Origin of the sequence: Mesorhizobium sp. M0751 (assembly GCF_040320265.1) — a bacterium.
Classification (GTDB): Bacteria; Pseudomonadota; Alphaproteobacteria; order Rhizobiales; family Rhizobiaceae; genus Mesorhizobium.
Window position 1 is genome coordinate 125,738 of the sequence record NZ_JAMYPH010000006.1, and the last position, 22,701, is coordinate 148,438.

Consider the following 22,701-nt stretch of genomic DNA (forward strand, 5'->3'; position numbering starts at 1 on the left):
CATTACGATACGACAGGTCCATTTTCAGCCTCCTGCGCGGGACACGCTAGGCAGAATCAATAAGCAGAACCATAAGTCCCGCCGCAGCTTGTACAGGGTAGCGAAGGCATGGCGAAGAAACCAACGACGACAAGAACGCTCGACAGCGACGTAGCCAGGGAACTCGAAAAGGCACTTGATATCGATCTGAGCGGCGATGCCGGCGGCGACTTCGACATGGCGGCATCCATGGAAGATCTGGAAGCGCAAATATCGCAAGCCGCCGAAGAGCTGGCGCGCGAAGGTCGCAGCCAGAACGAACCGCCGGCCCCGGACCAGACCCAGAACGCGGCACCTGTCGCCAATCAAAGCCAGAACGCAAATCCCGCGCCAAAAGCCAAGCCGGCTGAGTTGCGTCCTGTCGCAACGCGCAATGGCTCGCAGCCGGCAGCTTTCTCGCCGGCCAACGACGATCGTCAAAAAGACTATAAGACGCTCCTGCACACCCTCAATCGGCGCGCCTCGAACACGATCTATTGGGTCGTGGCTTTCGTTTCGCTGGCCTGGATCGCCGGCGCTGGTGGCCTTGCGAACCTGTTGTTCGGACCTGGCATCTGGAACATCCGCACCTTCGATCAGTTTTTCGCCCGTCCCGAGCTGATCGGCCTGGCGGTTGCGGCAATCGTGCCCGTCATCCTGTTCTGGGCATTCGCAGTGATGATTCGCCGCGCTCAGGAGATGCGCCTTGCCGCGCAGTCGATGACCGAGGTGGCCTTCCGTCTGGCCGAGCCGGAAAATCTTGCCCAGGATCGCGTCATGATGATCGGCCAAGCGGTTCGCCGCGAGGTGGCGGCCATGGGCGAAGGCATCGAACGCACGCTTGCGCGTGCTGTCGAGCTTGAAACGCTGGTTCACAGCGAGGTGAACCAGATCGAGCGCTCCTATTCGGAGAACGAGTCGCGCATCCGCTCGCTGGTCGACGGGCTGGGCAGCGAGCGCGAAGCGGTCGTCACCCATGCCGAGCGCGTGCGCGCCTCGATCACCGGCGCCCACGAGACGCTGAAAGACGAGATCAACGCCGCCAGCGATATCATTCGCGACAGCATTCTCAACGCCTCGACCAAGCTGTCGATGACGATCAACGAATCCGGCGACACGCTGATCGACAGGATCAACGGAAGCTCGATGTCGATCTTCGATTCGGTGGAAGGCCGGCTCGAATCGATCACCGATCGGCTGTCGACGTCGGGCGAGGCCTTCGCCAGCCTGCTCGACACCCGCATCGCCAAGCTGACGGACACCACCGATGGCCTGACGCGGTCGCTGACCGACCTGCTCGACGACCGCACGAGCGGCATGGTGTCGCTGCTCGGCGGTGCCGCCCGCACACTTAATTCCGAATTCGAAGCCAGCCTCAACGGCATCGAGCGGACGCTTGCCGAACGTGGCCAGGCGCTTATCAGCGAGTTCCAGACCCGCGCCGAGGCGCTCGACACCGGTACGCAGAAGCTCAACGCCGCGCTGGAGGCTCGCGCACGCCAGATCAACGAGACGCTGGTCGAGCGCGCGCGCGAAATCGCCCACACCTTCCAGGATAGCAAGGAGACGCTGTCGGCGATGATTGATCAGGGCAAGACCCAGATCGGCGCCGACATGGCCGACATCATTTCATCGACCTCGACGATGCTTGAGGCCCGCGCCGGCGATTTCGCCGGGCGCATGGAGGCGGCACGCCATGTCGTATCGCGTTCGTTCGATACGGACATCCAGCGGCTTGCCGAGGCTCGCGCCGGCATCGAGGAAGCCGTCGAAAACCACAGCCACAAGCTTTCCGAAAGCCGCGACCGGATGGCGGCGGCAATGCAGGCCGATCTGGCGAAGTTCGCCGAGGGTCGCGCCGAAATCGACGCAGCGGTGGCCAACCAGGTGCAGAAGCTTGCCGAAGGCCGCAGCCTTATCTCGCGCGCCCTTGAGGAGGATCTGCGCAAGGTCAACGAATCGCGCGCAGCGATCGACGCTTCGCTGGGCAGCCATCTCGAAAGCCTTGAAGAGGGTCGCAACAGGCTTGCCCAGGCCTTGAACGAAGACTCTGGAAAACTCGTGCAAGCTCGTACGATGATTGATGAAATGGTTGCCGGGCACGTCGGCAAGCTCGCCGAAGGCCGCAGCATCCTTTCGCGCGCGCTGGAGGCCGACCTCGGCAAGCTGGCAGAGAGTCGCGCCGGCATCGACGGCCTAGTCGCCGGTCAAGTCGAAAAGATCGCCGAGGGCCGCGCCATACTCGCCAGTGCGCTGGAAGCCGACATCGCCGGCATCAATGGCCTCATCGAGGCGCATTCGGCGAAATTGGCGCAAGACCGCAGCGGCCTTTCCCAGTCGCTCGATAACGACCTGTCCGACATCAGGAGCCTGATCGCCGATCATTCTGGCAGGCTCGCCGATGACCGCAGCCTGCTTTCGAAGACGCTTGAAGACGATCTTGCCAAGCTGGCCGAAAGCCGGTCGAGCATCGATGGGCTGGTTGCCGGCCAGGTCGAGAAGCTGGCCGAAGGCCGCGACATCCTCAAGCGCGCGCTTGAATCGGACCTGAACGCGATCAAGGGCGTCATCGCCAGCCAGTCTGAAAAGCTGGCGGAAGACCGTGGCCAGTTGTCACGGGCACTGGAGAGCGACCTGGAGACTGTGCGGGGCGTTGTCTCCGATCACATGAACAAGCTCACAGAGGACCGTTCGACCCTTTCAAAGGCGCTCGAAGACGATCTCGTCAAATTGGCCGAAAGCCGCTCGAGCATCGATGTGATGGTTGCCGGACAGGTCGAAAAGCTGGCCGAAGGCCGCGACCTCCTCAAGCGCGCGCTCGAAGCCGATCTGAGCACCGTCAAGGGCGTCATCGCCAGTCAATCCGAGAAGCTGGCGGAGGATCGCGGTCAGCTGTCGCGGGCACTGGAGACCGATCTCGAGGCCGTGCGGGGCGTCGTCTCCGATCATATGAACAAGCTCGCCGAGGACCGTTCGGCCCTTTCGAAGGCGCTCGAGGACGATCTCGCCAGGCTGGCAGAGAGCCGGTCGAGCATCGACGGGCTGGTCTCCGGCCAGGTCGAGAAGCTGGCCGAGGGTCGCGACATCCTCAAGCGCGCGCTGGAAGACGATCTTGCCAAGCTGGCCGAGAGCCGCTCGAGCATCGACGGACTGGTTTCCGGCCAAGTCGAGAAACTGGCCGAAGGCCGTGACATTCTCAAGCGCGCTTTGGAGGCCGATCTCAACACCATCAAGGATGTTATTGCGGGGCAGTCCGAGAAACTGGCGGAAGATCGCTCAACCTTGACCAAGGCGCTCGAAGACGACCTTGCCAAGCTGGCCGAAAGCCGCTCGAGCATCGACGGACTGGTTTCCGGCCAGGTCGAGAAACTGGCCGAAGGCCGCGACATCCTCAAGCGGGCCTTGGAGGCCGATCTCAGCACGATCAGGGGCGCCATCGCCGACCAGTCGCAGCTATTGACCGACAATCGCGCACAGTTTTCGCGTGCCCTGGAAGCCGATCTCGGCAATGTCAACAACCTTGTCGCAACCCACGCAGAGAAGCTTGTCCAGGACCGCTCGACGCTGTCGAAGGCGCTCGAGGACGATCTCGCCAAGCTGGCCGAAAGCCGCTCGAGCATCGATGGGCTGGTTGCCGGCCAGGTCGAGAAACTGGCGGAAGGCCGCGACATCCTCAGGCGCGCGTTGGAAGCCGATCTGGAAAGGCTTGCAATGAGCCGCAGCGAGGTCGACGAGATCGTCGCCGGTCATGTCGGCAAGCTGAGCGAGGGCCGCGACATGCTGACCCGCGCATTGCAGGACGATCTCTCCAGGCTCGCCGAAACGCGCAAGGATGTCGACCGTTCGCTGTCCGGCCATATCGACCAGATCGCCGCCAGGAGCACCGACATCTCCGATGCAATCGCTGCCGACGTAGAAAAGATCGAGCAGGTGTTCAGCCGGCAGACAGGCGTCATCGAGGAGCGCGCCAGCACCATGGAGCGGGCGCTGTCGACGGGTGTCGACAACGTTCGCAGTGTGCTCGAAAGAAGCGCGGTCTTCGTCGCCGGGGCGCTGCGCGAAAAAGTCATGGAAGTCACCAGCGCACTGCATGAGCAGGCGGGCGCCGCATTCAGCGATGCCGACCGCAAGATCGCCGAGCGCGCCGAGCAGACCTCGGCGGCCCTGCTCGCCAGGGCGGAGGACATCGCCCGCACCTTTGAAGAGGCGGATCGTCGCCTCGCCGCCCGCGCCGAGGATACGTCGAGCGCACTGATTGCCCGCGTCGACGACACGTCGAACACCTTGCTCGCGCGTGCCCAGGAGACGGCCGATCAGCTGGCAGCCAGAGCAAGTGAGATTGCCGGCACCTTCGACGCGGCGGACCACAGGCTGGTCTCTCGCGCCATCGAAACGGCCCAGTCGCTGGCCGCACGTGCCGGCGACATCCTGCGCAATTTCGAAACAGCCGACGAGCGGCTGGGCGTGCGCATCGGCGAATCCGCCGAAGCGCTCGCGGCACGCGCCTCGGATCTGGGTCGCATTTTCGATGCCGCCGACCAACAACTTATTTCCCGCATTGCCGAAGGCTCCGAGGCACTTTCGGCCCGTGCGTCCGAGATCGGCCGCATCTTCGAGGAGGCGGATCATCGTCTGGTGTCCCGCATTGCCGACAGCAGCACCGCCATCGGCGAACACGCCGACACCATTGTCGGCGCCTTCACCAGCACCGAGCAACGGGTTGCCGAACGCGCCAGGCAGACTGGCCAGGAACTCGCCGTCCATGCCCGTGAAATCGAGCAGGTGCTTGCCGGTGCCGACGAACGCCTGGCATCGAGTGCTGCTGTTACAGCCGCCCGCGTCGAGGAGCAGGTCGCCAGCGTCGAGAACCGCCTCGCCTACTCCGCCGAGACAATGGGCCAAAAGCTCAACGAACAGGTTTCGAATGCCGAGGCGCAGCTGGTCTCGCGTGCCAACACGATCGCCGAAACCTTCACCGCGGTCGGCCAGCATATCGGCCAGAGCACCAACGACGCTGCAAAGACCATCGGTGCCAATACTCGCGAGCTCAGTACGATGCTTGCGGCACGTTCGGCCGAAATATCGAAAATCCTGGACGAGACGGCACGGCCTCTGGTCGAGCGCTTCGCCCAGGGCGGCTCCGAGCTGCAAAAGAGCATGGAAGAGGTCACCGAACGTGCGACCGAGAAGCTGCGCACTCAAAACGCTGCCCTCGTCGACGCCCTCGCCAGCCGTACGGCCGAAACCCTGTCGGCCGTCGAAGGTGCGCGCTCGACGCTTGCCGACAGCGTTGCCGACCTCATCGGCCGCATGACCACCTCCAGCTCGCAGCTCGGTCAGTTGATCGAGCAGGCGGCGACCAATCTCGGCCAGGTCGACGAACGCCTGACCGGCAGCACGCAAAGCTTCGCCGCGACCACGGAAAAGACCGCGCAGACCTTCGCCAGTTCGGCGCGCCTGGTCGATTCGAACACGACGCGGCTCACCGAGCTGTCGTCGTCGACCTTGCGCGAGGTTGCTTCAATCGCCACCAAGTTCGACGAGCACAGCCGGTTGCTTTCCAGTGCCTCGGACCTGTTGAGCTCGGCCCAGAGCAATCTCGAGCACACGCTCGAAAGGCAATCGTCGCTGGAGGACCTCGCCGTCGGCCTTGTCAAGAAGTCGGAAGATCTCGAAAGGGTCATGCGCTCGTTCGAGAATCTGGTCGGCCAGACGCTGCAGAACGCCGAAGGCAAGACGCTGGAATCGGCCGACAAGATCCGTACCGCGATTTCCGAAGTGGTCGATTCGGCTACCAAGCGATTTGCCGATGCGACCGAGGAGATGCGGCGTACCGCCGGCTCGATCAAGAGCGAGCTCGACCTCACCCGCGCCGAGCTCAAGAAGGGCGTCATCGAGATGCCGGAAGAGGCAAAGGAATCAACCACGGCTATCCGCCGTGCCGTTTCCGAGCAGATCAACGCGCTGAAGGAGCTTTCTGAAATCGTTGCCAAATCTGGGCGCGGCACCGACAGTTCGGAACAGCGCAACCTGCGTCCGGCGCCGCAAGCGCCTGCCGCACGCGCCGCCGAACCGCCACGTCGCCCGGCTCCGGCTCCCGAACAGCGCCGTGCACCGCAGGCACCTGCGGGCGAGACGGCGCTGCGCGGTACGCTCGACCTCGAACGTCCCGCAGACCAAGCGCCGCGCCAGCGCGACCCCAACGGCCGCACGCCGCAGGGCGGTTGGGTGCGTGACCTCCTGACCGGTGCATCGCGCGAAGACGACGCCAAGCCGGCAGCGCCCGCCGAAGCGCCGCGCCCGGCTCCCGCCGCGCGTTCGCCGCTTCATGTCGTGGAATCGCTGAACTCGCTCTCGGTCGATATCGCACGCGCCATCGATCACGATGCCTCGATCGAGCTGTGGAACCGCTACCGGCGCGGCGAGCGCGACGTCTTCACGCGCCGACTTTACACGCTGAAGGGCCAGCAGACGTTCGACGAAATCCGCCGCAAATATCAGTCGGAGGCGGAGTTCCGCGCAGCTGTCGATCGTTACTGCGACGATTTCGAAAAGCTGCTCAAGGACGTGTCGCGCAACGACCGCGACAACATCATGGCGCAGACCTACCTGACCTCGGATACCGGCAAGGTCTACACCATGCTGGCCCACGCCAGCGGCCGCCTGCATTGATCAGGCGACAATGGAGCATGAAAAAGGCGGGAATTTCCCGCCTTTTTCGCGCCGTGCCGATCTTCATCCTATCAACACATGAAGCGACAGCCCAGGATGCGTTCAAATGAACGAGGCATCCTGCTCTATCTGTTGTTTAGCCGCATTTCTGCGGTGCCAAGTAACACCATTGGGCAGAATGCTCTAGGGTCAAAAACCAAACACTCTGAACGACCGAGTTCGACCCATTTCTGCCGTTCCGATATCGGCCTCACCATCTCCAAGGCGGTACATTCACCCACTATTCGGCGAGAAATCTCGTTCCGATCAAAGCCGCCCTACTTCGTTGCAGCGGCTGCGGCTTCCCCCGGCGGCATAATCCGCATCATGAAAGCCGACACCGTTTCCCCGGGTTTGAACGGGCCGGGAACCTGATGGCTGACCGGCTTCACACTTTGGAGGAATGCCGCGATCGCCATGGCGTCATCCGCGGTGAGATGCGCAAAATCGCGCCAAGGCATGATCGGCGCCAGCATGCGGCCGTCCGGCCGTTCGCCGGTCTGGATCGCGGTGACGATCTGCTCCGGGGTCCAGCTTCCGATACCGGTCTCCTTGTCAGGCGTGATATTGCGGGCGACAAAGACACCAAGACCAGGAATCTCGAAGCCCACATCTGAACCGCCAAGAAAGCGCGACATGTCCGGCTTCCCGAAGAAGTAACCGGGTGTGTGGCAGTCGCTGCAGCCGGCAATCGTAGCCAGATATTCGCCGCGCGCAATCTGTGTGTCGTCGGCCATGGCCGCGTAAGATGGCAGGGCAACAATCGACGCTGTCAAGAATGCAAGATGAGTTAGTGTCCGAAACATTGCTTCCTCCCTGTGGTCTGTTCGTGGTTTGTCCATCGACCTCCCGCGTCGTAACCTGGTCGCAATTCCCCGATTTGGCCACGTCGGGGGCGTCAAATTTTAGCATGGCCAGGACGTATTAACCATCAGCGATCAGTTGGACCGTCGGCACTTGTCGTGTCCGGTTGAGCAACTGTTACGAAGCTCGCTAGCCGACGCACAACGCCTTCGCCTTCTTTTGGCGCAACGTGCTCGTCCTGGCAGATGAGCCGAACGGAAACTTACCGCCCATCTCGGCCATTGGCGGCAGTCAGATGATTGAGTTTGATCCTAGCTGCGCCCGGCAGTTCCGGCCGCGTCAGATCACCGTATCGGTCCAGCGGACGATTTGCCCGGCCGCATCGCCGAACGCGGCGTCGAGCGCGCCGACATAGGCCTGGTTGCCATTGCCCGAAACGGGCGCGATGGCGCTAAACGTCTTCGAAGCGCGCACTTCACCGTTGCGGTCGTTCAACAGGCGCACGAACAGCTCGACCTCGGCATGTTGGCCGCCATCGACACGCACCTCGAACGAGCGGATCTCGACGATCACCTGATAGTCGATCGCCAGCCCCTCGCCTGGCTTGCCGACGCCGGTGAAGCTGCCCGAGCGCTGGAACGTCTCTGCCAGCCGCGCCTGTACGATCATCGGCAGCCGGTCGGCCCATTGCGCGCCCTTGAGATACTGGATCGATCGCGGCGATGGCTTGATGACGATGTTCTGGCTATCTAGCGCCTTGAGCGCCGATGGCTGGGCGATGAGTATCTGGCGACGGCTGTGGGCACGCGCTTCCAGCGACGGCGCCGAAAGCTCGAACGTATCCAGCGGCGCCGGTCCGCCGCCAGGCAAGGCCGCACAGCTTGCTAGCGAAAGCGCCAGCAACACCGCCCCAACCTTAGACCCACCCGATGTTATGCCGCCTGAACTGATCGACTTCAAACGCGATCCCCCCCGGATCGTGGAAACAACGCGCATCTGCAAGCTATGTTCTTGCGGTGGTCGGGGATCGAAGTCAACGGCGCACCCTGCCGTCGAACTGCCGGACCTCGCCCTCGCCGCCGGACAAGATCCGTTGTGGGTTGCGGCTGAGATCGGTTACCGCCTCCTCGATGCGGTTGATCGAACGACGGCTGTCCTGGACCAGCGCTTCGACGTTTTGCAGCCCCTGTCCCGAGAATCGCGCCAGATTGTCGGTGATGGTACCGAGGCGGGCGTTCAGCGTATCGGCGACCTGCTTGAATGATCTCAGCGTCGCTCTGGCGTCGGCCATGACGCCGTCGGCCTGGCCGGAGCCGAGCAGTTTGTCGACCTTGGCAAGGATACCGTCGACTCGCACCGAGGCATCGTTGAGGCGTCCTGCGAGCTGGTGCGCGTCTTTGATGGTTTCGTCGATGTCGTCGGCTCGGTTGGCGAACTTGTTGGTCACCTTGGCGATGTCGGCGGCAGCCTCGTTGGCGTTTTCGCTGGCCTTCTGGATATTGGCCAGCGCGGTGCGAACCTCAGCCGGATCGATGCCGTCGAGAACGCCGTCGACCTTGGCCAGCGTGCCTTGCGTCTTCTGGGCGAAGTCGTTGATCGAGCCGACCGCCGTGTCGACGTTCTTGATGACCGTGTCGAACTGCTTGCTGGTTTCCTTGAGATTGGCGGTGACCGTGTCGACGTTGGCGACGATGCTCTTGATCTGGTCCTTGTCGACGGCGTTGAGTAGCCCTTCCGCCGCCTTCAGGGTGCCATCGAGCTTGCCCGAAACACCCTTCAGTTCGTCCGCCAGCGAGCTGACGCTGGCCAGGAACTTGTCGACGCCGTCCGCATTCCTGGCCAGTGCATCGGAGAAGGTCTGGACATTATTGACGGTCTGCGTCAGCGGCCCGCGAACATCCTTGGTGAAGCCTTCGAGCTCCGAAAGGACCTTGTCGGCGCGGGTGAAGATGTTCTGCGCCGTCTGCAGCAGGTTGGTGACCGCCGACGGGTTGGCAACGATCTCAGCGACACGGCCTTCCTTTTCCGCCTCGTCGAGGAGTTTTGGCTCCTTGGGGTCGGCGCCCTTGAGCTCGATGTTGGCCTGGCCGGTGAGGCCGGCAAGCCCGATATCGGCCTGCGTCGACTTGGTGATAGGCGTATTCCGGTCTATTTCGGTGTCGGCGATGGCAGCGGTCGGATTGTCGACGTCGATATAGACACGGCGCACGTCGCCGACTTTGACGCCGTTGAACAGCACGAAGCTGCCACGGCCAAGCCCCGAAGCGGAGCCTGGAATGCGCACGCGCAGCACCGTCGTCTCACCCTTTTCGCCGATTGCCGCCGTCCAATAGACGAAAGCGAAAGCCGCGAGGATCGCGGCCAGCGTGAAAATGCCGACAATGACGTAGTTGGCCCTGGTTTCCATCGCTCACTTATGGCTATGCGCGCGTCGCAAGATCAAGTTGCCGGGCGCGTTTTCCGCGGAAATAGGATTTTACCCAGGGTTCCTCGCTCCTGAGCATGTCGTCGATCGTGCCCTCGACCAGCACTTTCTTGTTGCCAAGCACCGCCACGCGGTCGCACGCCGTAAACAGCGTGTCGAGATCGTGCGTGACCATATACACGGTCAAATCCATCGTATCACGCAGCTTGACGACCAATTCGTCGAACTCAGCCGCGCTGATCGGATCGAGCCCGGACGTCGGCTCGTCGAGGAAAACGATATCCGGATCGAGCGCCAGGGCGCGCGCCAAGGCGGCACGCTTGATCATGCCGCCGGAGAGCTCAGAGGGGAATTTCTGCGCCGCAGCCGGAGGCAATCCGACCAGCTCGACCTTGAGCATGGCAAGTTCGTCCATCAGCTTCTTCGGCAAATCGAGATATTCGCGCATCGGAACCTGGACGTTTTCGAGGACCGTCAGCGCTGAAAAAAGGGCGCCATGCTGGAACAGCACGCCAAGCCGCATGTCGATGCGAAGGCGCTCCCTTTCGGTTGCCTTCTCGACGTCGACCCCGAACAGTTTGATTGTTCCCGATTGCTTGCGCGTCAAGCCAAGGATGGTGCGCAAGAGAACAGATTTGCCCGCACCGGAGGCACCAACGAAGCCGAGAATCTCCCCGCGCCAGATATCGAGCGTCAATTTGTCGAGAACGACCTGGTCGGCGAACGACACCGTGATGTCGTGCGCCGACAGCACGATCTCGTCTTCTTTGGCTTTCTCGGCCACCTTGGTCGTGTTTGTGCCCGGCAGCGCCATGTCAGAACTCGATCGCTGCATAGAACATGGCGAAAAGCCCGTCGAGGATAATGACCACGAAGATCGACTTCACCACTGAGGCGGTCACATGCTGGCCAAGTGATTCGGCGCTGCCGCCAACCTTCATGCCCTCGACCGAGGCAATTATGCCGATGATCATGGCCATGAACGGCGCCTTGATCAGGCCGGCAAAGATGGTGCTGAGATCGATGGCGACACGCAGCCGGTCGATGAACGCCGCCGGTGCAATGTCGGAGTAGAGCCACGCAGCCAGAATGCCGCCGCCCAGCGCGGCAAAGTTGGCGATGATCGTCAGGCAAGGCAGTGCGATCACCAGCGCGACCAACCGCGGAAACACCAGCACGCCGATGGGATTGAGGCCAATGACCTTCAGCGCATCGACCTCCTCGCGCATTTTCATCGAGCCGATCTCGGCGGTGATCGCGCTGCCGGAGCGGCCGGCGATCATGATCGCCGTCATCAGCACGCCGAGCTCGCGCAGGATCAGCACGCCGACCAGGTCGACGACGAAGATGTCGGCGCCGAAATAGCTGAGCTGATAGGCGCCTTGCTGGGCAACGATTGCGCCAACGATAGCCGACATCAGCACCACCACTGGTATGGCGCCGACGCCCATGCGATCGATCTGGTTGAAGATCGCCGCCATATTGACGCCATGGCCGCGGCCAAGCTTCATTTGCGAGCCGCGTATCGTGGCGCCGAGGATGTTCATTGCGGCCAGGAAATCGTCGCGCATCTCATAAACACGCCGGCCAACCGCCTCGAGCCCACGAATGATGAAGTTGGGCGGCTTTGCCGGACCTGATTCGGGCTCGCGTCGAACCGCATCACCGACGGCGCCAAGCAGGATCGAGGCAATCTCGCTTTGCCCCTGCGTCGTGATCTCGACGCCCTTCTTTTCGAAGCTGCTGACCAGGCGGTCGATCAGCCAGGCCCCGGCAGTGTCCATCTTCTCGATTTGTGAAAGGTCGAGCGCCAGCGTCTTGAAGCCGCTGCGCTTCTCGATCTTGCGCATCTCGGCGTCGACCAGCGCCACTGTGCGTGTCGTCCAGGTTCCCGAGAAAGCGCAGCCGAGAACGTCGCCCTCCTCGCCGATCGCGATGCGCGGCTGGTGGTCGGGCTCCTTGGCAGGGCCGCTTGCGTCGCGTTTGCGGATGGTCAACATGGCGTCCTGTTTAGCCTGACGGGGCCGACCTGTCGATTTGCCGACATCCTCCTTGTTGCACAGCCGGAGCAGAAAAATATGGCGCGTGTCATTTCGGTCGAGGCCGAGCGCTTTCCCATCGCCGGGACATTCACCATTTCGCGCGGCTCGAAGACCGAAGCTGAGGTGATTTCCTGCGTCATCACCGAAAACGGCGGTACAGGGCGCGGCGAATGCGTCCCTTACAAGCGCTATGGCGAGACCATGGAGGGTGTGCGCGACGCGATCGAAGCGATGCGTAGCGAGATCGCGCACGGCATCAGCCGCATCGCCCTGCTCGATGCCATGCCTGCGGGTGCGGCACGCAACGCCATCGACTGCGCGCTCTGGGATCTGGAGGCGAAGATCAGCGGAACACCGGTGTCGCATACGATACGAACCGTTCCGTTACGATCACTCGAGACGGCGTACACATTGTCGCTCGCCGAGCCGGAAGCGATGGCGGCGCAAGCCCGCGCCAACGCCCAGCGCCCGTTGCTCAAGGTCAAGATCGGCGGCGACAACGACATCGCCCGCATCCGTGCAGTGACGGCGGCAGCACCCGACAGCCGAATCATTCTCGACGCCAATGAGGGCTGGAATGACGGCAATATCGTCGCAAACCTCGCCTTTGCCGCCGAGCACGGTATCGCCTTGATCGAACAGCCGCTGCCGGCGGGACATGACGGTATTCTTCGCCACATCGCGCATCCGGTGCCGATCTGCGCCGACGAAAGCGTGCACGAGGCGAAGGACCTCGACGCGCTTGTCGGCCTCTACGACGCCATCAACATCAAGCTCGACAAATCGGGTGGCCTGACCGCAGCACTCGTGCTTCGCGACCGCGCCCGCGAACTGGGTCTTGGCGTCATGGTCGGCTGCATGGTCGGCACATCGCTTGCGATGGCGCCGGCCGTGCTGTTGGCGCAGGGTGCCGATTTCGTCGATCTCGATGGTCCGTTGCTGCTGGCCCGCGACCGCGTTCCCGGTCTCGTCTACCAAGGTTCGCTGGTGTCACCGCCCGAGCCGGCGCTGTGGGGCTGAACGCGCCGCAAGCCCGATCAGCGCCAGGCCCGTCAGGGCAATGGGGATCATCGCAAAGAAGCCATTCGCGCCGAAGCGGTCGTAAAGAGGACCGGAAATGAGCGTCGTCACGGCCATGAAGAAGCCGTTGGAGAAATAGGCGATGCCTTGCGCCGCCCCAGTGCGTTCTTCCGCGATTGTCTCACCGATCATCTTTTGCAGGCCGATCAGCACCAGCGCCACCGAAACGGCGTGCAGTGTCTGGATCGCGAAAAACCCGCCAACGCCAAGCCCAAGCGGCCAGATCAGAGGGAAGGCAATCCAGCGCACGATAGCGCCTGTCCCGGCAATCAGCATGATCGACACGACCGAGAAGGAGGCGAAAGCTCGGGTGAAGACGACGAACATGCATATCTCGGCGACGACTCCCCACCCCCACAGCAGCCCGACAACCGAATCGCTGATGCCGATCGACTTCCAGTAGATCGACACGAAGCCGTAGAGAAATGCGTGGCTGGCGGTGATGACCCCGACGCCCGTCGAAAAATAGAGGAAGTACCGGTTGAGGAGTTTCGGTGCCGATTGCTGGATATCGGCCGCCGAAAGCGGCGAGGCGCGGCGCGGACGGCCGAGGCGCGGCGCGATCAGTCCGGCGGCCAGCGCGGCACACAGCGCCGCGAAGATGATCATCGGGACAGCCTGGGCACCGCTTGCCGACAGGATGAAACCGCCGGCGAGATTGGCACAGAGATAGGAGATCGAGCCCCATTTGCGCATGCCCGCGTAGTTGGAGCCGAAGCGGCGAACACCTGAAAGGGCGAGCGAATCGGCAATCGGCGAATGCGGCGTCCAGACGACCGTCAGGGCCAACGACACGGCAAGTACCGTTGCGTAGGTCGGCGGCAGGAAGTAGCCGGCGGACAGGATCAGCGATGCGGCGACCAGCGCAACATAGACATTGGCGCGGTCGCTCGCTTTGTCTGCCAGCGCAGTAAGAAAAGGCGTCGTCGCCACGCGCAGGAACATCGGTGCAGCGAGGATCACGGCTATCTGCTCGGCGTGAAACCCTTTCGCCTGCAGCCACAGCGGGAAATACGGCACATGCGTCCCGAGCGGAACGAAGAGCGTAAAGAAAATCAAGCTCATGCGCAGTTCGAAATGGCGTGGCTTGACGAGCTGTTCGGGCGAAAGCGGCGGCAGCGAGGACATTAACAGGCGATCCGTCGGCACGGCATTCAGCCGGGTCGGCCCGCCACACCTGTCGCTGCTTAACACGGCCAAAAAATCGATGAAACCGCTGGACTAACCGATTAAAGCGAGATGAGGCCGGGTCTGGTCAAGCCGCCTGGACTGCCCTGCCCTTGATGTCGATCGGCACGAGCACCTGGCTGCCGACCGGAGTCTCCGGCAGGACATGGGCCCAGTGCAGGATCTCCATCCGGCCGTCAAAATGCTCGACCACCGCCGTGCAGCTCTCCACCCAATCGCCGGTGTTGATGTATTGCACGTCCTCATAGCTTTCGATCGCGGCATGGTGGATATGCCCGCAGATTACGCCGTCGACATGCGAGCGGCGCGCCTCCTCGGTCAGCACTGTCTGGAACGAGCCGATGAAGTTCACCGCCTTCTTGACCTTGACCTTGGCCCAGGACGAGAACGACCAGTAAGGCAGGCCGAGCACTTGGCGCAGGCGCGTGATGAAGCGGTTGACCAGCATCGCCGCGTCGTAGGCATAGTCGCCTAGATAGGCGAGCCAGCGCGCATTGTGGACGACGGTGTCGAACTGGTCGCCATGAATGACAAGAAGGCGTTTGCCATCGGCGGTCTCGTGGATGGCGCGATCGGCAACGACGATGCCGCCGAAATGAACGCCCTGGAATTGGCGCGCGAACTCGTCGTGATTGCCCGCTATGTAGGTGATGTTGGCACCTTTGCGCGCCTTGCGCAGCAGTTTCTGGACGACGTCATTGTGGCTCTGCGGCCAGTGCCAGCTCCGTCTCAGGCGCCAGCCGTCGACGATGTCGCCGACGAGATAGATGATATCGGCATCGTGATGGCGCAGGAAATCGATCAGGAACTCGGCCTTCGCCGCCTTCGATCCGAGATGGACGTCGGAGATGAACATGCTGCGGAAAGTGCGGGGCTCTGCGCCGGACATCATTTGTCACCGTTGCTTTCGGTGAGGCTATGCCCAGATTCATGCAACAACCGTATGACGGTTGCGATTGGTCCAGCCATCCGGATAGGTTGCCGCGGCAATCAGAGGAGAAAATCACCATGAATCTCGGCATTCGCGGCAAGAAGGCCATCGTCTGCGCTTCGAGCAAAGGCTTGGGACGCGGCTGCGCCATGGCACTGGCGGAGGCAGGCTGCGATCTGGTCGTCAACGGCCGCAACGCCGACGTGCTGGCCAAAACCGCCGCCGAGCTGCGCGAGAAATTCGGCGTCAAGGTGACCGAGATTGTCGGCGACGTATCCAACCCCGATGTCCAGAAGGCGCTGCTTGCCGCCTGCCCCGATCCCGACATCCTCGTCAACAACAATGGCGGTCCGCCGTTCCGCGATTTCCGCGCGCTCGACCGCGAAAAGATCCTCGAAGGCGTGACCCAAAACATGGTGACCCCTGTCGAGCTTGTTCAGGCCGTGATCGACGGCATGGCGGCGCGCGGCTTCGGCCGCATCGTCAACATCACCTCGTTGTCGGTCTATGTTCCTATCCCCGGCCTCGACCTGTCGTCCGGAGCCCGCGCCGGCCTCACCTCGTTCCTGGCAGGCGTCGCGCGCACGGTGATCGACCGCAATGTGACGATCAACAACATGCTGCCGGGAAAACTCGATACCGACCGGCTGCGCGGCCCACACGAGGCCGGCACGCCCGAAGATCCGGCCGCCGCCGCCGCGCGCAAAGCCACGGCCGCGGCCAACGTTCCGGCCAAGCGACTCGGCACGCCGGAGGAATTCGGCCAGATCTGCGCCTTCCTATGCTCGGTTCACGCCGGTTACCTGACCGGACAGAACATACCGGTCGATGGCGGCCTCTACGTCAGCGCGTTTTAATGGCAGAATCCAAGGCTTGGTATCCGCTGGAAACGGCGGGAAACGGATGCCCTCAGGCAAGCCGAAACAGGACAACATTATGCTCAAAACGGCGGCCAGTTCACAACTAGGGTTAGTCCGTATGTTATGTCCCGCCTCGCAGATGGAAATGAGACCGGCGAATGGCGTCTATTTATCGCTTTGTTACGCAAAAACTGCTGTCGCACGGGGTTCGAGACACGGCCGACGGCAACCTTGCAATTACCGACAGGAGATTGTTCCTTGACTTCGTTCGTCTAGAACGAGCGGTTAGGCTGGAGGATTTCGCCACGGTCCAGTCTGCGGTGGTGGCGATTGAAAATCGTTGCTTATCAATGGGTAAACGTCATATCGCGGTGTTTGCATACATGTATCTCAGGTTTTCGGATGCGGCACCAAAGTTTACGCACCTGGACATCGAGCTTGAGGAAGAAGGAGGCATCCGCCGAACAGTCGACTACCGGCGTAGGGTGTCGTCGACAGAGCGACTTGTCGGCGAGTGGGCTGCCGCTGGGTACGACCGCTATTCCAAGAGTTTCTTTCGTGCACTTTATAGGAGCAACAGCCCCACAGCGAACTAGCGAAAGAATACCTAATCGTCCGCAAACCACCTGAAGCAGACATTCGGCTCGCAGCTCGCTCCAGCAACGCGCCTATCGTCCCAACATTTCAATGGCAGACCGTACAGGCTGGCGGGTGGTGCAAGCCGTAAGCTCGCGCTTGCGACATATCACCTCTCGAAAAGCCTCGGCTGCATGCTAAGAGACTCAAAACACCAAACGGACTGAACTGAGGAGGCGGCCGTCATGACAGGCGAAAGCAAGAAGGCGGCCCGATCCGACCTCGACCAAGCAGCGCTCTATTTCCATAAGCACCCCCGTCCCGGAAAGCTTGAAATCCAGGCGACGAAGCCGCTCGGCAATCAGCGCGACCTGGCGCTTGCCTATTCGCCGGGGGTCGCCGCCCCCTGCCTTGAAATCCGCGACGACCCGGCAACCGCCGCCGACTATACAGCCCGCGCCAATCTTGTCGGCGTCGTCACCAACGGTTCGGCGGTGCTGGGCCTCGGCAATATCGGTCCGCTCGCCTCCAAGCCGGTGATGGAAGGCAAGGCGGTGCTGTTCAAGAAGTTCGCCGGCATCGATGTCTTCGACATCGAGATCGACGCACCGGGCATCGAGCGCATGGTCGAGACGATCTCGGCGCTGGAACCAACCTTCGGCGGCATCAACCTGGAAGACATCAAGGCGCCAGAATGCTTCGAAGTCGAGGAGCAGTTGAAAGCCCGCATGGGCATACCGGTCTTCCATGACGACCAGCACGGCACCGCCATCATCGTCGCCGCCGCCGTGCTCAACGGGCTGGAATTCGCCGGCAAGTCGATCTCCGACATCAAGATCGTCACGTCGGGCGCCGGCGCTGCCGCTCTTGCGTGCCTCAACCTATTGGTCTCGCTCGGCGCACGGGTCGAAAACATCTGGGTCACCGACCGGTTTGGCGTCGCCCATAAGGGCCGCGTCGAGGAGATGGACCGCTGGAAAGACCCCTATGTGAAGGACACCGAGGCGCGTACGCTGGCCGACGTTCTGCCCGGCGCCGACGTGTTTCTCGGCCTGTCTGCCGCCGGCGTACTGAAACCGGAACTGCTCCATCACATGGCGCCCAAGCCGCTGATCCTGGCGCTGGCCAATCCCAATCCCGAGATCATGCCGGAAGCGGCACGGGCGGCGCGACCCGACGCGATGATCTGCACCGGCCGCTCCGATTTCCCCAATCAAGTCAATAACGTACTCTGTTTTCCTTACATCTTCCGTGGCGCGCTGGATTGCGGTGCGAGCGCTATCAATGAAGAGATGAAAATGGCCGCCGTGCGAGCGATTGCGGCGCTTGCCCGTGAGGAGCCATCCGACGTTGCCGCGCGTGCCTATTCCGGCGAGACGCCGATCTTTGGTCCAGAGTTCCTGATCCCCTCGCCTTTCGATCCGCGGCTGATCCTGCGCATCGCCCCTGCCGTCGCCAAGGCAGCCTGCGAGACTGGCGTCGCGACACGGCCGATCACCGATTTCGCCGCCTATGTCGACAAGCTGAACCGCTTCGTCTTCCGCTCCGGCCTGGTCATGAAGCCGGTGTTCTCGATGGCCAAGACGTCGAGCGCCAAGCGCGTCATCTATGCCGACGGTGAGGACGAGCGCGTGCTTCGCGCCGCGCAGGTCGTGCTCGAGGAAGGCATTGCCGAACCGATCCTGATCGGCCGCCCGCACGTCATCGAGGTGCGGCTGAAGCGCTACGGGCTGCGCATCAAGCCCGGCGTCGATTTCGGCTTGATCAACCCGGAAGACGATCCGCGTTACCGCCACTATGTCGACCTTTTGATCGAGCTTGCCGGCCGCCGTGGCGTGACGACGGAAGCGGCGCGCACCATGGTGCGCACCGACAATACGGTGATCGCGGCCCTTGCCCTGAAGCGCGGCGACGCCGACGCCATGGTCTGCGGCCTCGAAGGCCGTTTCGAGCGCCATTTGCGCAACGTCACGCTGATCATCGGGCCGCGCGCCGGCATTAGGGATCGCGACCTGTCGACGCTTTCCATGCTGATCTCGCAGCGCGGCATCATTTTCCTCACCGACACCCATGTCTCCGTCGATCCGACCGCCGAAGAAATTGCGGAAATGACCGTTTTGGCGGCCGAGGAAATTCAGCGTTTCGGCATCGAGCCCAAGGCAGCGCTGCTGTCGCATTCGGATTTCGGCTCCCGCGATTCGCCAAGTGCCATGAAGATGCGGCAGGCGGCAGCGATACTGGCGCGCATCGCGCCCGACCTGCAATGCGACGGCGAGATGCACGCCGACTCGGCACTGTCGGAGCAGCTGCGCCAGCGCGTCTATCCGCATTCGCGGCTGAAGGGTGAAGCCAATCTGCTGGTGTTTCCCAATCTCGATTCGGCGAACATCACGCTGACCGCGCTGCGCACGATGATGGACGCGCTGCATGTCGGCCCGATTCTGCTCGGCACCGACAGCCCGGCGCACATATTAACGCCGTCGGTCACGTCGCGCGGCGTCGTCAACATGACCGCACTGGCCGTGGTCGAAGCTGCGCATAAGGCGCAGGCAATCGTTGAACTGGGCTAACCATGGGCTTTCTCAGACTGGCTTGAACCGGAAATGCCCTATCTGCCTGAAAGCAAACAAAGTGTCCTCTTCCCTGGCGCCGCCGCCGATATTGTGAATGACCAGCCTTCTTGTCGGCACCAAAGTGGAGCGATTGGACGACACGATGGCAATATGTGACAGGTTGCCGGGCAGCATCTGGGCGACGAGATCCCCAGGTCGATAGTCGGCGGGGTCTTGGCTGACGGGCAAGGCAGCACCGCGCCGCTCGAAATAGACCGCAAGATTGGGCACACGGCGGTGGTCGATGTTGCGGTCGGGCGCTTTCAGGCCCCAAGCCTTCGGATAGGCGGCAAAATTGGCCCGCATATCCTCATGCACCAATTTTTGCAGATCGACATCGAAGGCGCGGCGATACGCGCGGATCACGACATCCGTGCACACACCCCGCTCGGGCTCAACGTCCCCGCCCGGATAGGCCAAGCGTGTATAGGTCGGATCGTAGAGCGTGGTGACGCCGATCTGCTCACGGGCAGCTTCGACCAATTTGGTGCCCCAGTCCGGCGTGACGGGCTTTTCCTGCGCCATGGCGAGCGGCATCGCCAGGCACAAAAGACCAAACTGCAGTGCGGCTCGACGGGTAATCGCGGTCATGCCAAGCCTCCGGGCATTACTGAATCCAGGCATTCTTCTGGGCGAATACGCCTTTTTCGTGCAACGCCAGGATGTCGCGGTTCTGGCTCTGTCCGAATACGTCGTGGGGCGTGGTAAATATGACAGCATGGTCGTGGTCGAAGCTGCGCACAGGCGCAAGCTATCGCCGATTTGGGCTGAAGCCGGAATCAGCGGTATGCTAAACAAACGGTTAACCCCAAGCGCGGTAGCTTTCTGAACGATAGGCAGGCGGAGTTTCGGAGGGATGACGGGCGCAAGTTGGAAGCTGACGCGGGCCGCCGCGCTGCTCGGCGCCCTGCTACTGTGCGGCATTGCCGTCACTCAGGCGCAGGCCGCTCCGCGCCTCTGCCGCCAGCTTGAAGCCGATCTTGCCGCCGCTTCTCGTGGTGGCGGCGGCAAACCGGCCTTGCTCAGGAAATATGACGACGCGATCGTCCGGCAGCGCCAGCAGATTTCAAAGGCCGTCAGCCGGTCCAGCAGCGCCGGCTGCGGCTTTTCGCTGTCTCGCCGCAACGCCAACACATGCGCAGCACTCGACGCCACCATCGATCGCATGGCAGCCAATCTCGATGCCCTGCAGGCCAAGCGCGCTGATCTTGCCGGCGGTGGTTCGCGACGCGATCGGGCACGCATATTGACCTTGCTTGACGCCAATGGCTGCCGCGATGATGCGGCGTCGCCGACGCTCGCACCGGTTCGCGAAGCCAGCCGCGAAAACGGGAAGCGAAACCTGCCCGACCAGCTTTTGGGCAGTCAGCCCGAAGAGCCCGACCAGGCTGAAGAATTAAGTCAGCCGCGCAACATCCGCACCTTGCTCAACAACGCCGATGAGTTGGGCCAGCCGCGAGGCGAATTCCGCACCATGTGCGTGCGGACCTGCGACGGCTATTTCTTCCCGATGTCGAATGCGGCCTCGCTGGGCGATTTCGAGCGCGACCAGAAGAATTGCGAATCGAGCTGCCCCGGCACCGAAATGCAGGTTTTCTACACGCGCGGCATGAACGACGATTCGGCGTCCATGACGTCTTCAGTGACCGGCAGGCCTTATATCGAACTGCCGACGGCCTACCTCTACAAGCAGTCCGACATGCCGCGGCCGCCGGCCTGCGGCTGCAACGCCGCGCAGAATTTCGAAATCATCGCCGGCAACCCGCCCCCGCCCAGCCCGGAACAATCCGAAGCAAACGTGGGGGCCACTCCGTTCATTCCGCTGCCGGTTGCCAGGCCTAATGCGGGCGCCGACCCGGAGACCTTGGCCAATTCGGAAGGCGGCCTCGACCGCGAGGCGATCAGACGGCTTGCCGCCAAACCTGTGCCCTCGCCGACATCGTTGCCGCCGCCTGAGCAGCGCAAGGTCAGGGTCGTCGGGCCAACGTTCCTTCCCGACCCAGCAGCGGCAACAGATCTGCAAGCTCCGGACCCGAAGGCTGTCCCGTAAGCGCCAGCCTGAGCGGCATGAATAGCGCCTTGCCCTTGCGGCCGCTCGCCGCTCGGATCTTGCCGGTCCAGTCCTTCCAGACCGTGCCGTTCCAAGGCTCCTCCGGCAGCAGTTCGAACGCCTGGCGAAGAAAGTCGCGGTCATCGTCGGAAAACTCCGCCGGCTCCTCTGGACCGTCTCGAAGCGTACGCCACCAGATCGCCGCATCGGCCAGCCTATCGAGATTGCCGCGCACCGCTAGCCAGAAAGGCTCGGCCTGTTCGCCGGAGATGCCGAGCACGATCAGCCGGTCACGCGCCTCGGAAAACGGCATGTGGTGCAGTAGCGTGCGGTTGAGCACGAAGAGCTCATCCGGATCGAATTTGGCGGCGGATTTCGATGTTGCCGCCGGATCGAAGCGCTCGGCAAGTTCAGCCATCGTCGGCACCGCCACGACGTTTTCCGAGGTACCGACGAGCACCGCCAGCGAAGCGACCGCCATTGGCTCTATGCCGCTCTCACGCAGGCTCTGGATGGACAGCGCGCCGGTGCGCTTGGAAAGCCCCTCGCCTGATGCCGTTGTCAGGAGATTGTGGTGGCCGAACACTGGCGGCTCCGCGCCAAGTGCCCGGAACAGGGCTATCTGGACGCCGGTATTGGTGACGTGGTCGTCGCCACGAATGACATGGCTGACGCCCATCTCGATGTCGTCGATCACCGAAGGCGCCGTGTAGAGGTAGGTGCCATCCTCGCGCCGCAGAACCGGATCTGAAAGCGAGGCGAGGTCGACGGTCTCCTCGCCGCGCACCAGGTCGTTCCAGTGAATTTCGGTGCGCTCCGGCTGCAGCGGATCACTGCTGAAGTTGGGCAGCAGAAAGCGCCAGTGCGGCCGCCGGCCATCGGCCTCATATTCCGCGACCTGCTCGGGTGCCAGCGTCAGTGCCTCGCGGCCATAGACTGGCGGCAGGCCACGCGTGCGGCGCACCTTGCGCCTCAGGTCGAGCTCTTCAGGCGTCTCATAGCAGGCATAGACGAGGCGGGCCTCCTTCAGCCTTTCCAGTGCGGCATCATAGATTTCGACCCGCCGCGACTGATACTCCGTGGCATCGGGGAAGATGCCCAGCCAATGCAGGTCATAAAGGATGGCGTCGGAAAATTCCTGCGTCGAACGGACAACGTCGGTGTCGTCGAAGCGCTGGATGAAGCGGCCTTTGTTCTTGATGGCAAACAGCCAATTGAACAAAGCAGTGCGCGCATTGCCGATATGGATGCGGCCGGTCGGTGACGGGGCGAAACGGACGGTAACTGTCATGAGCGAGGGCGTACCGGATGGTTTTGCTGTTGACAAGACGCGCCCCCGCGCTCGGCGGCAGACATAGAACATGACAAAGGCGAAGAAAAGACTGCAGCGCCGCACGTCTATCA

At 62.5% G+C, this 22,701-nt stretch carries 16 protein-coding genes; 7 read left to right on the forward strand and 9 right to left on the reverse strand.

The genetic code is table 11. The features are described from left to right. Positions 1 to 108 precede the first annotated feature (108 nt). Positions 109 to 6,690 carry an apolipoprotein A-IV repeat region-like domain-containing protein gene (locus NKI19_RS12510; RefSeq protein WP_352565333.1) on the forward strand — a complete coding sequence of 2,194 codons (6,582 nt, stop codon included), beginning with the start codon at positions 109 to 111 and terminating at the stop codon, positions 6,688 to 6,690. 317 nt (positions 6,691 to 7,007) lie between these two features. Here the strand turns inward: NKI19_RS12510 and NKI19_RS12515 are convergent, their stop codons facing one another. From NKI19_RS12515 to NKI19_RS12535, 5 genes are all read right to left on the reverse strand, one after another. Continuing rightward, a complete protein-coding gene (locus NKI19_RS12515; RefSeq protein ID WP_473559737.1) occupies positions 7,008 to 7,535 on the reverse strand; it encodes a c-type cytochrome in 528 nt (175 codons plus the stop codon). A gap of 337 nt (positions 7,536 to 7,872) precedes the next feature. Further along, positions 7,873 to 8,529, reverse strand: coding sequence for an ABC-type transport auxiliary lipoprotein family protein (locus tag NKI19_RS12520; protein ID WP_352491611.1), 657 nt, complete (start codon positions 8,527 to 8,529; stop codon positions 7,873 to 7,875). 37 nt (positions 8,530 to 8,566) lie between these two features. Beyond that, entirely contained in the window at positions 8,567 to 9,940 is a 1,374-nt protein-coding gene (locus NKI19_RS12525) for an MlaD family protein (protein WP_352491612.1), read from the reverse strand. A gap of 13 nt (positions 9,941 to 9,953) precedes the next feature. Beyond that, positions 9,954 to 10,772: an ABC transporter ATP-binding protein gene (locus NKI19_RS12530; protein WP_352491613.1), complete on the reverse strand. Its 819-nt coding sequence runs from the start codon at positions 10,770 to 10,772 to the stop codon at positions 9,954 to 9,956. A 1-nt stretch (position 10,773) separates the two neighbouring features. Beyond that, positions 10,774 to 11,958, reverse strand: coding sequence for an MlaE family ABC transporter permease (locus tag NKI19_RS12535; protein WP_292660916.1), 1,185 nt, complete (start codon positions 11,956 to 11,958; stop codon positions 10,774 to 10,776). Positions 11,959 to 12,036: 78 nt separating this feature from the next. Here NKI19_RS12535 and dgcA point away from each other — a divergent pair, with 78 nt between their 5' ends. Beyond that, the gene (gene dgcA / locus NKI19_RS12540; protein WP_352491614.1) at positions 12,037 to 13,020 is read left to right on the forward strand and encodes an N-acetyl-D-Glu racemase DgcA; all 984 of its coding nucleotides are present in this window, start codon (positions 12,037 to 12,039) and stop codon (positions 13,018 to 13,020) included. On the opposite strand, the gene NKI19_RS12545 is transcribed toward dgcA, so the two are convergent. Beyond that, positions 12,991 to 14,208, reverse strand: coding sequence for an MFS transporter (locus NKI19_RS12545; protein ID WP_352491615.1), 1,218 nt, complete (start codon positions 14,206 to 14,208; stop codon positions 12,991 to 12,993). The genes dgcA and NKI19_RS12545 overlap by 30 nt on opposite strands. A 127-nt stretch (positions 14,209 to 14,335) precedes the next feature. After that, positions 14,336 to 15,157: a UDP-2,3-diacylglucosamine diphosphatase gene (locus NKI19_RS12550; RefSeq protein WP_352491616.1), complete on the reverse strand. Its 822-nt coding sequence runs from the start codon at positions 15,155 to 15,157 to the stop codon at positions 14,336 to 14,338. Between the two features lie 119 nt (positions 15,158 to 15,276). Here NKI19_RS12550 and NKI19_RS12555 point away from each other — a divergent pair, with 119 nt between their 5' ends. The 3 genes from NKI19_RS12555 to NKI19_RS12565 all read left to right on the forward strand — a co-directional run bounded on the left by NKI19_RS12555 (position 15,277) and on the right by NKI19_RS12565 (position 19,205). Continuing rightward, the gene (locus NKI19_RS12555) at positions 15,277 to 16,056 is read left to right on the forward strand and encodes an SDR family oxidoreductase (RefSeq protein WP_352491617.1); all 780 of its coding nucleotides are present in this window, start codon (positions 15,277 to 15,279) and stop codon (positions 16,054 to 16,056) included. Positions 16,057 to 16,217: 161 nt separating this feature from the next. Further along, positions 16,218 to 16,655: a hypothetical protein gene (locus NKI19_RS12560; RefSeq protein ID WP_352491618.1), complete on the forward strand. Its 438-nt coding sequence runs from the start codon at positions 16,218 to 16,220 to the stop codon at positions 16,653 to 16,655. 225 nt (positions 16,656 to 16,880) lie between these two features. After that, a complete protein-coding gene (locus NKI19_RS12565; RefSeq protein WP_352565331.1) occupies positions 16,881 to 19,205 on the forward strand; it encodes an NADP-dependent malic enzyme in 2,325 nt (774 codons plus the stop codon). A 12-nt stretch (positions 19,206 to 19,217) separates the two neighbouring features. Here NKI19_RS12565 and NKI19_RS12570 read toward each other — a convergent pair whose 3' ends face one another. After that, positions 19,218 to 19,838 carry a DUF1287 domain-containing protein gene (locus NKI19_RS12570; protein WP_352491620.1) on the reverse strand — a complete coding sequence of 207 codons (621 nt, stop codon included), beginning with the start codon at positions 19,836 to 19,838 and terminating at the stop codon, positions 19,218 to 19,220. Here NKI19_RS12570 and NKI19_RS12575 point away from each other — a divergent pair. Next, positions 19,837 to 20,076, forward strand: a complete 240-nt coding sequence (locus NKI19_RS12575; RefSeq protein ID WP_352491621.1) for a hypothetical protein — start codon at positions 19,837 to 19,839, stop codon at positions 20,074 to 20,076. The two genes, NKI19_RS12570 and NKI19_RS12575, sit on opposite strands and share 2 nt — an antisense overlap. A gap of 27 nt (positions 20,077 to 20,103) precedes the next feature. Continuing rightward, the gene (locus NKI19_RS12580) at positions 20,104 to 21,297 is read left to right on the forward strand and encodes a DUF2865 domain-containing protein (RefSeq protein ID WP_352491622.1); all 1,194 of its coding nucleotides are present in this window, start codon (positions 20,104 to 20,106) and stop codon (positions 21,295 to 21,297) included. Here NKI19_RS12580 and NKI19_RS12585 read toward each other — a convergent pair. Beyond that, on the reverse strand, positions 21,215 to 22,588 hold the full coding sequence (locus tag NKI19_RS12585; protein ID WP_352491623.1) for a glutamate--tRNA ligase: 1,374 nt from the start codon (positions 22,586 to 22,588) through the stop codon (positions 21,215 to 21,217). The two genes, NKI19_RS12580 and NKI19_RS12585, sit on opposite strands and share 83 nt — an antisense overlap. Positions 22,589 to 22,701 lie beyond the last annotated feature (113 nt).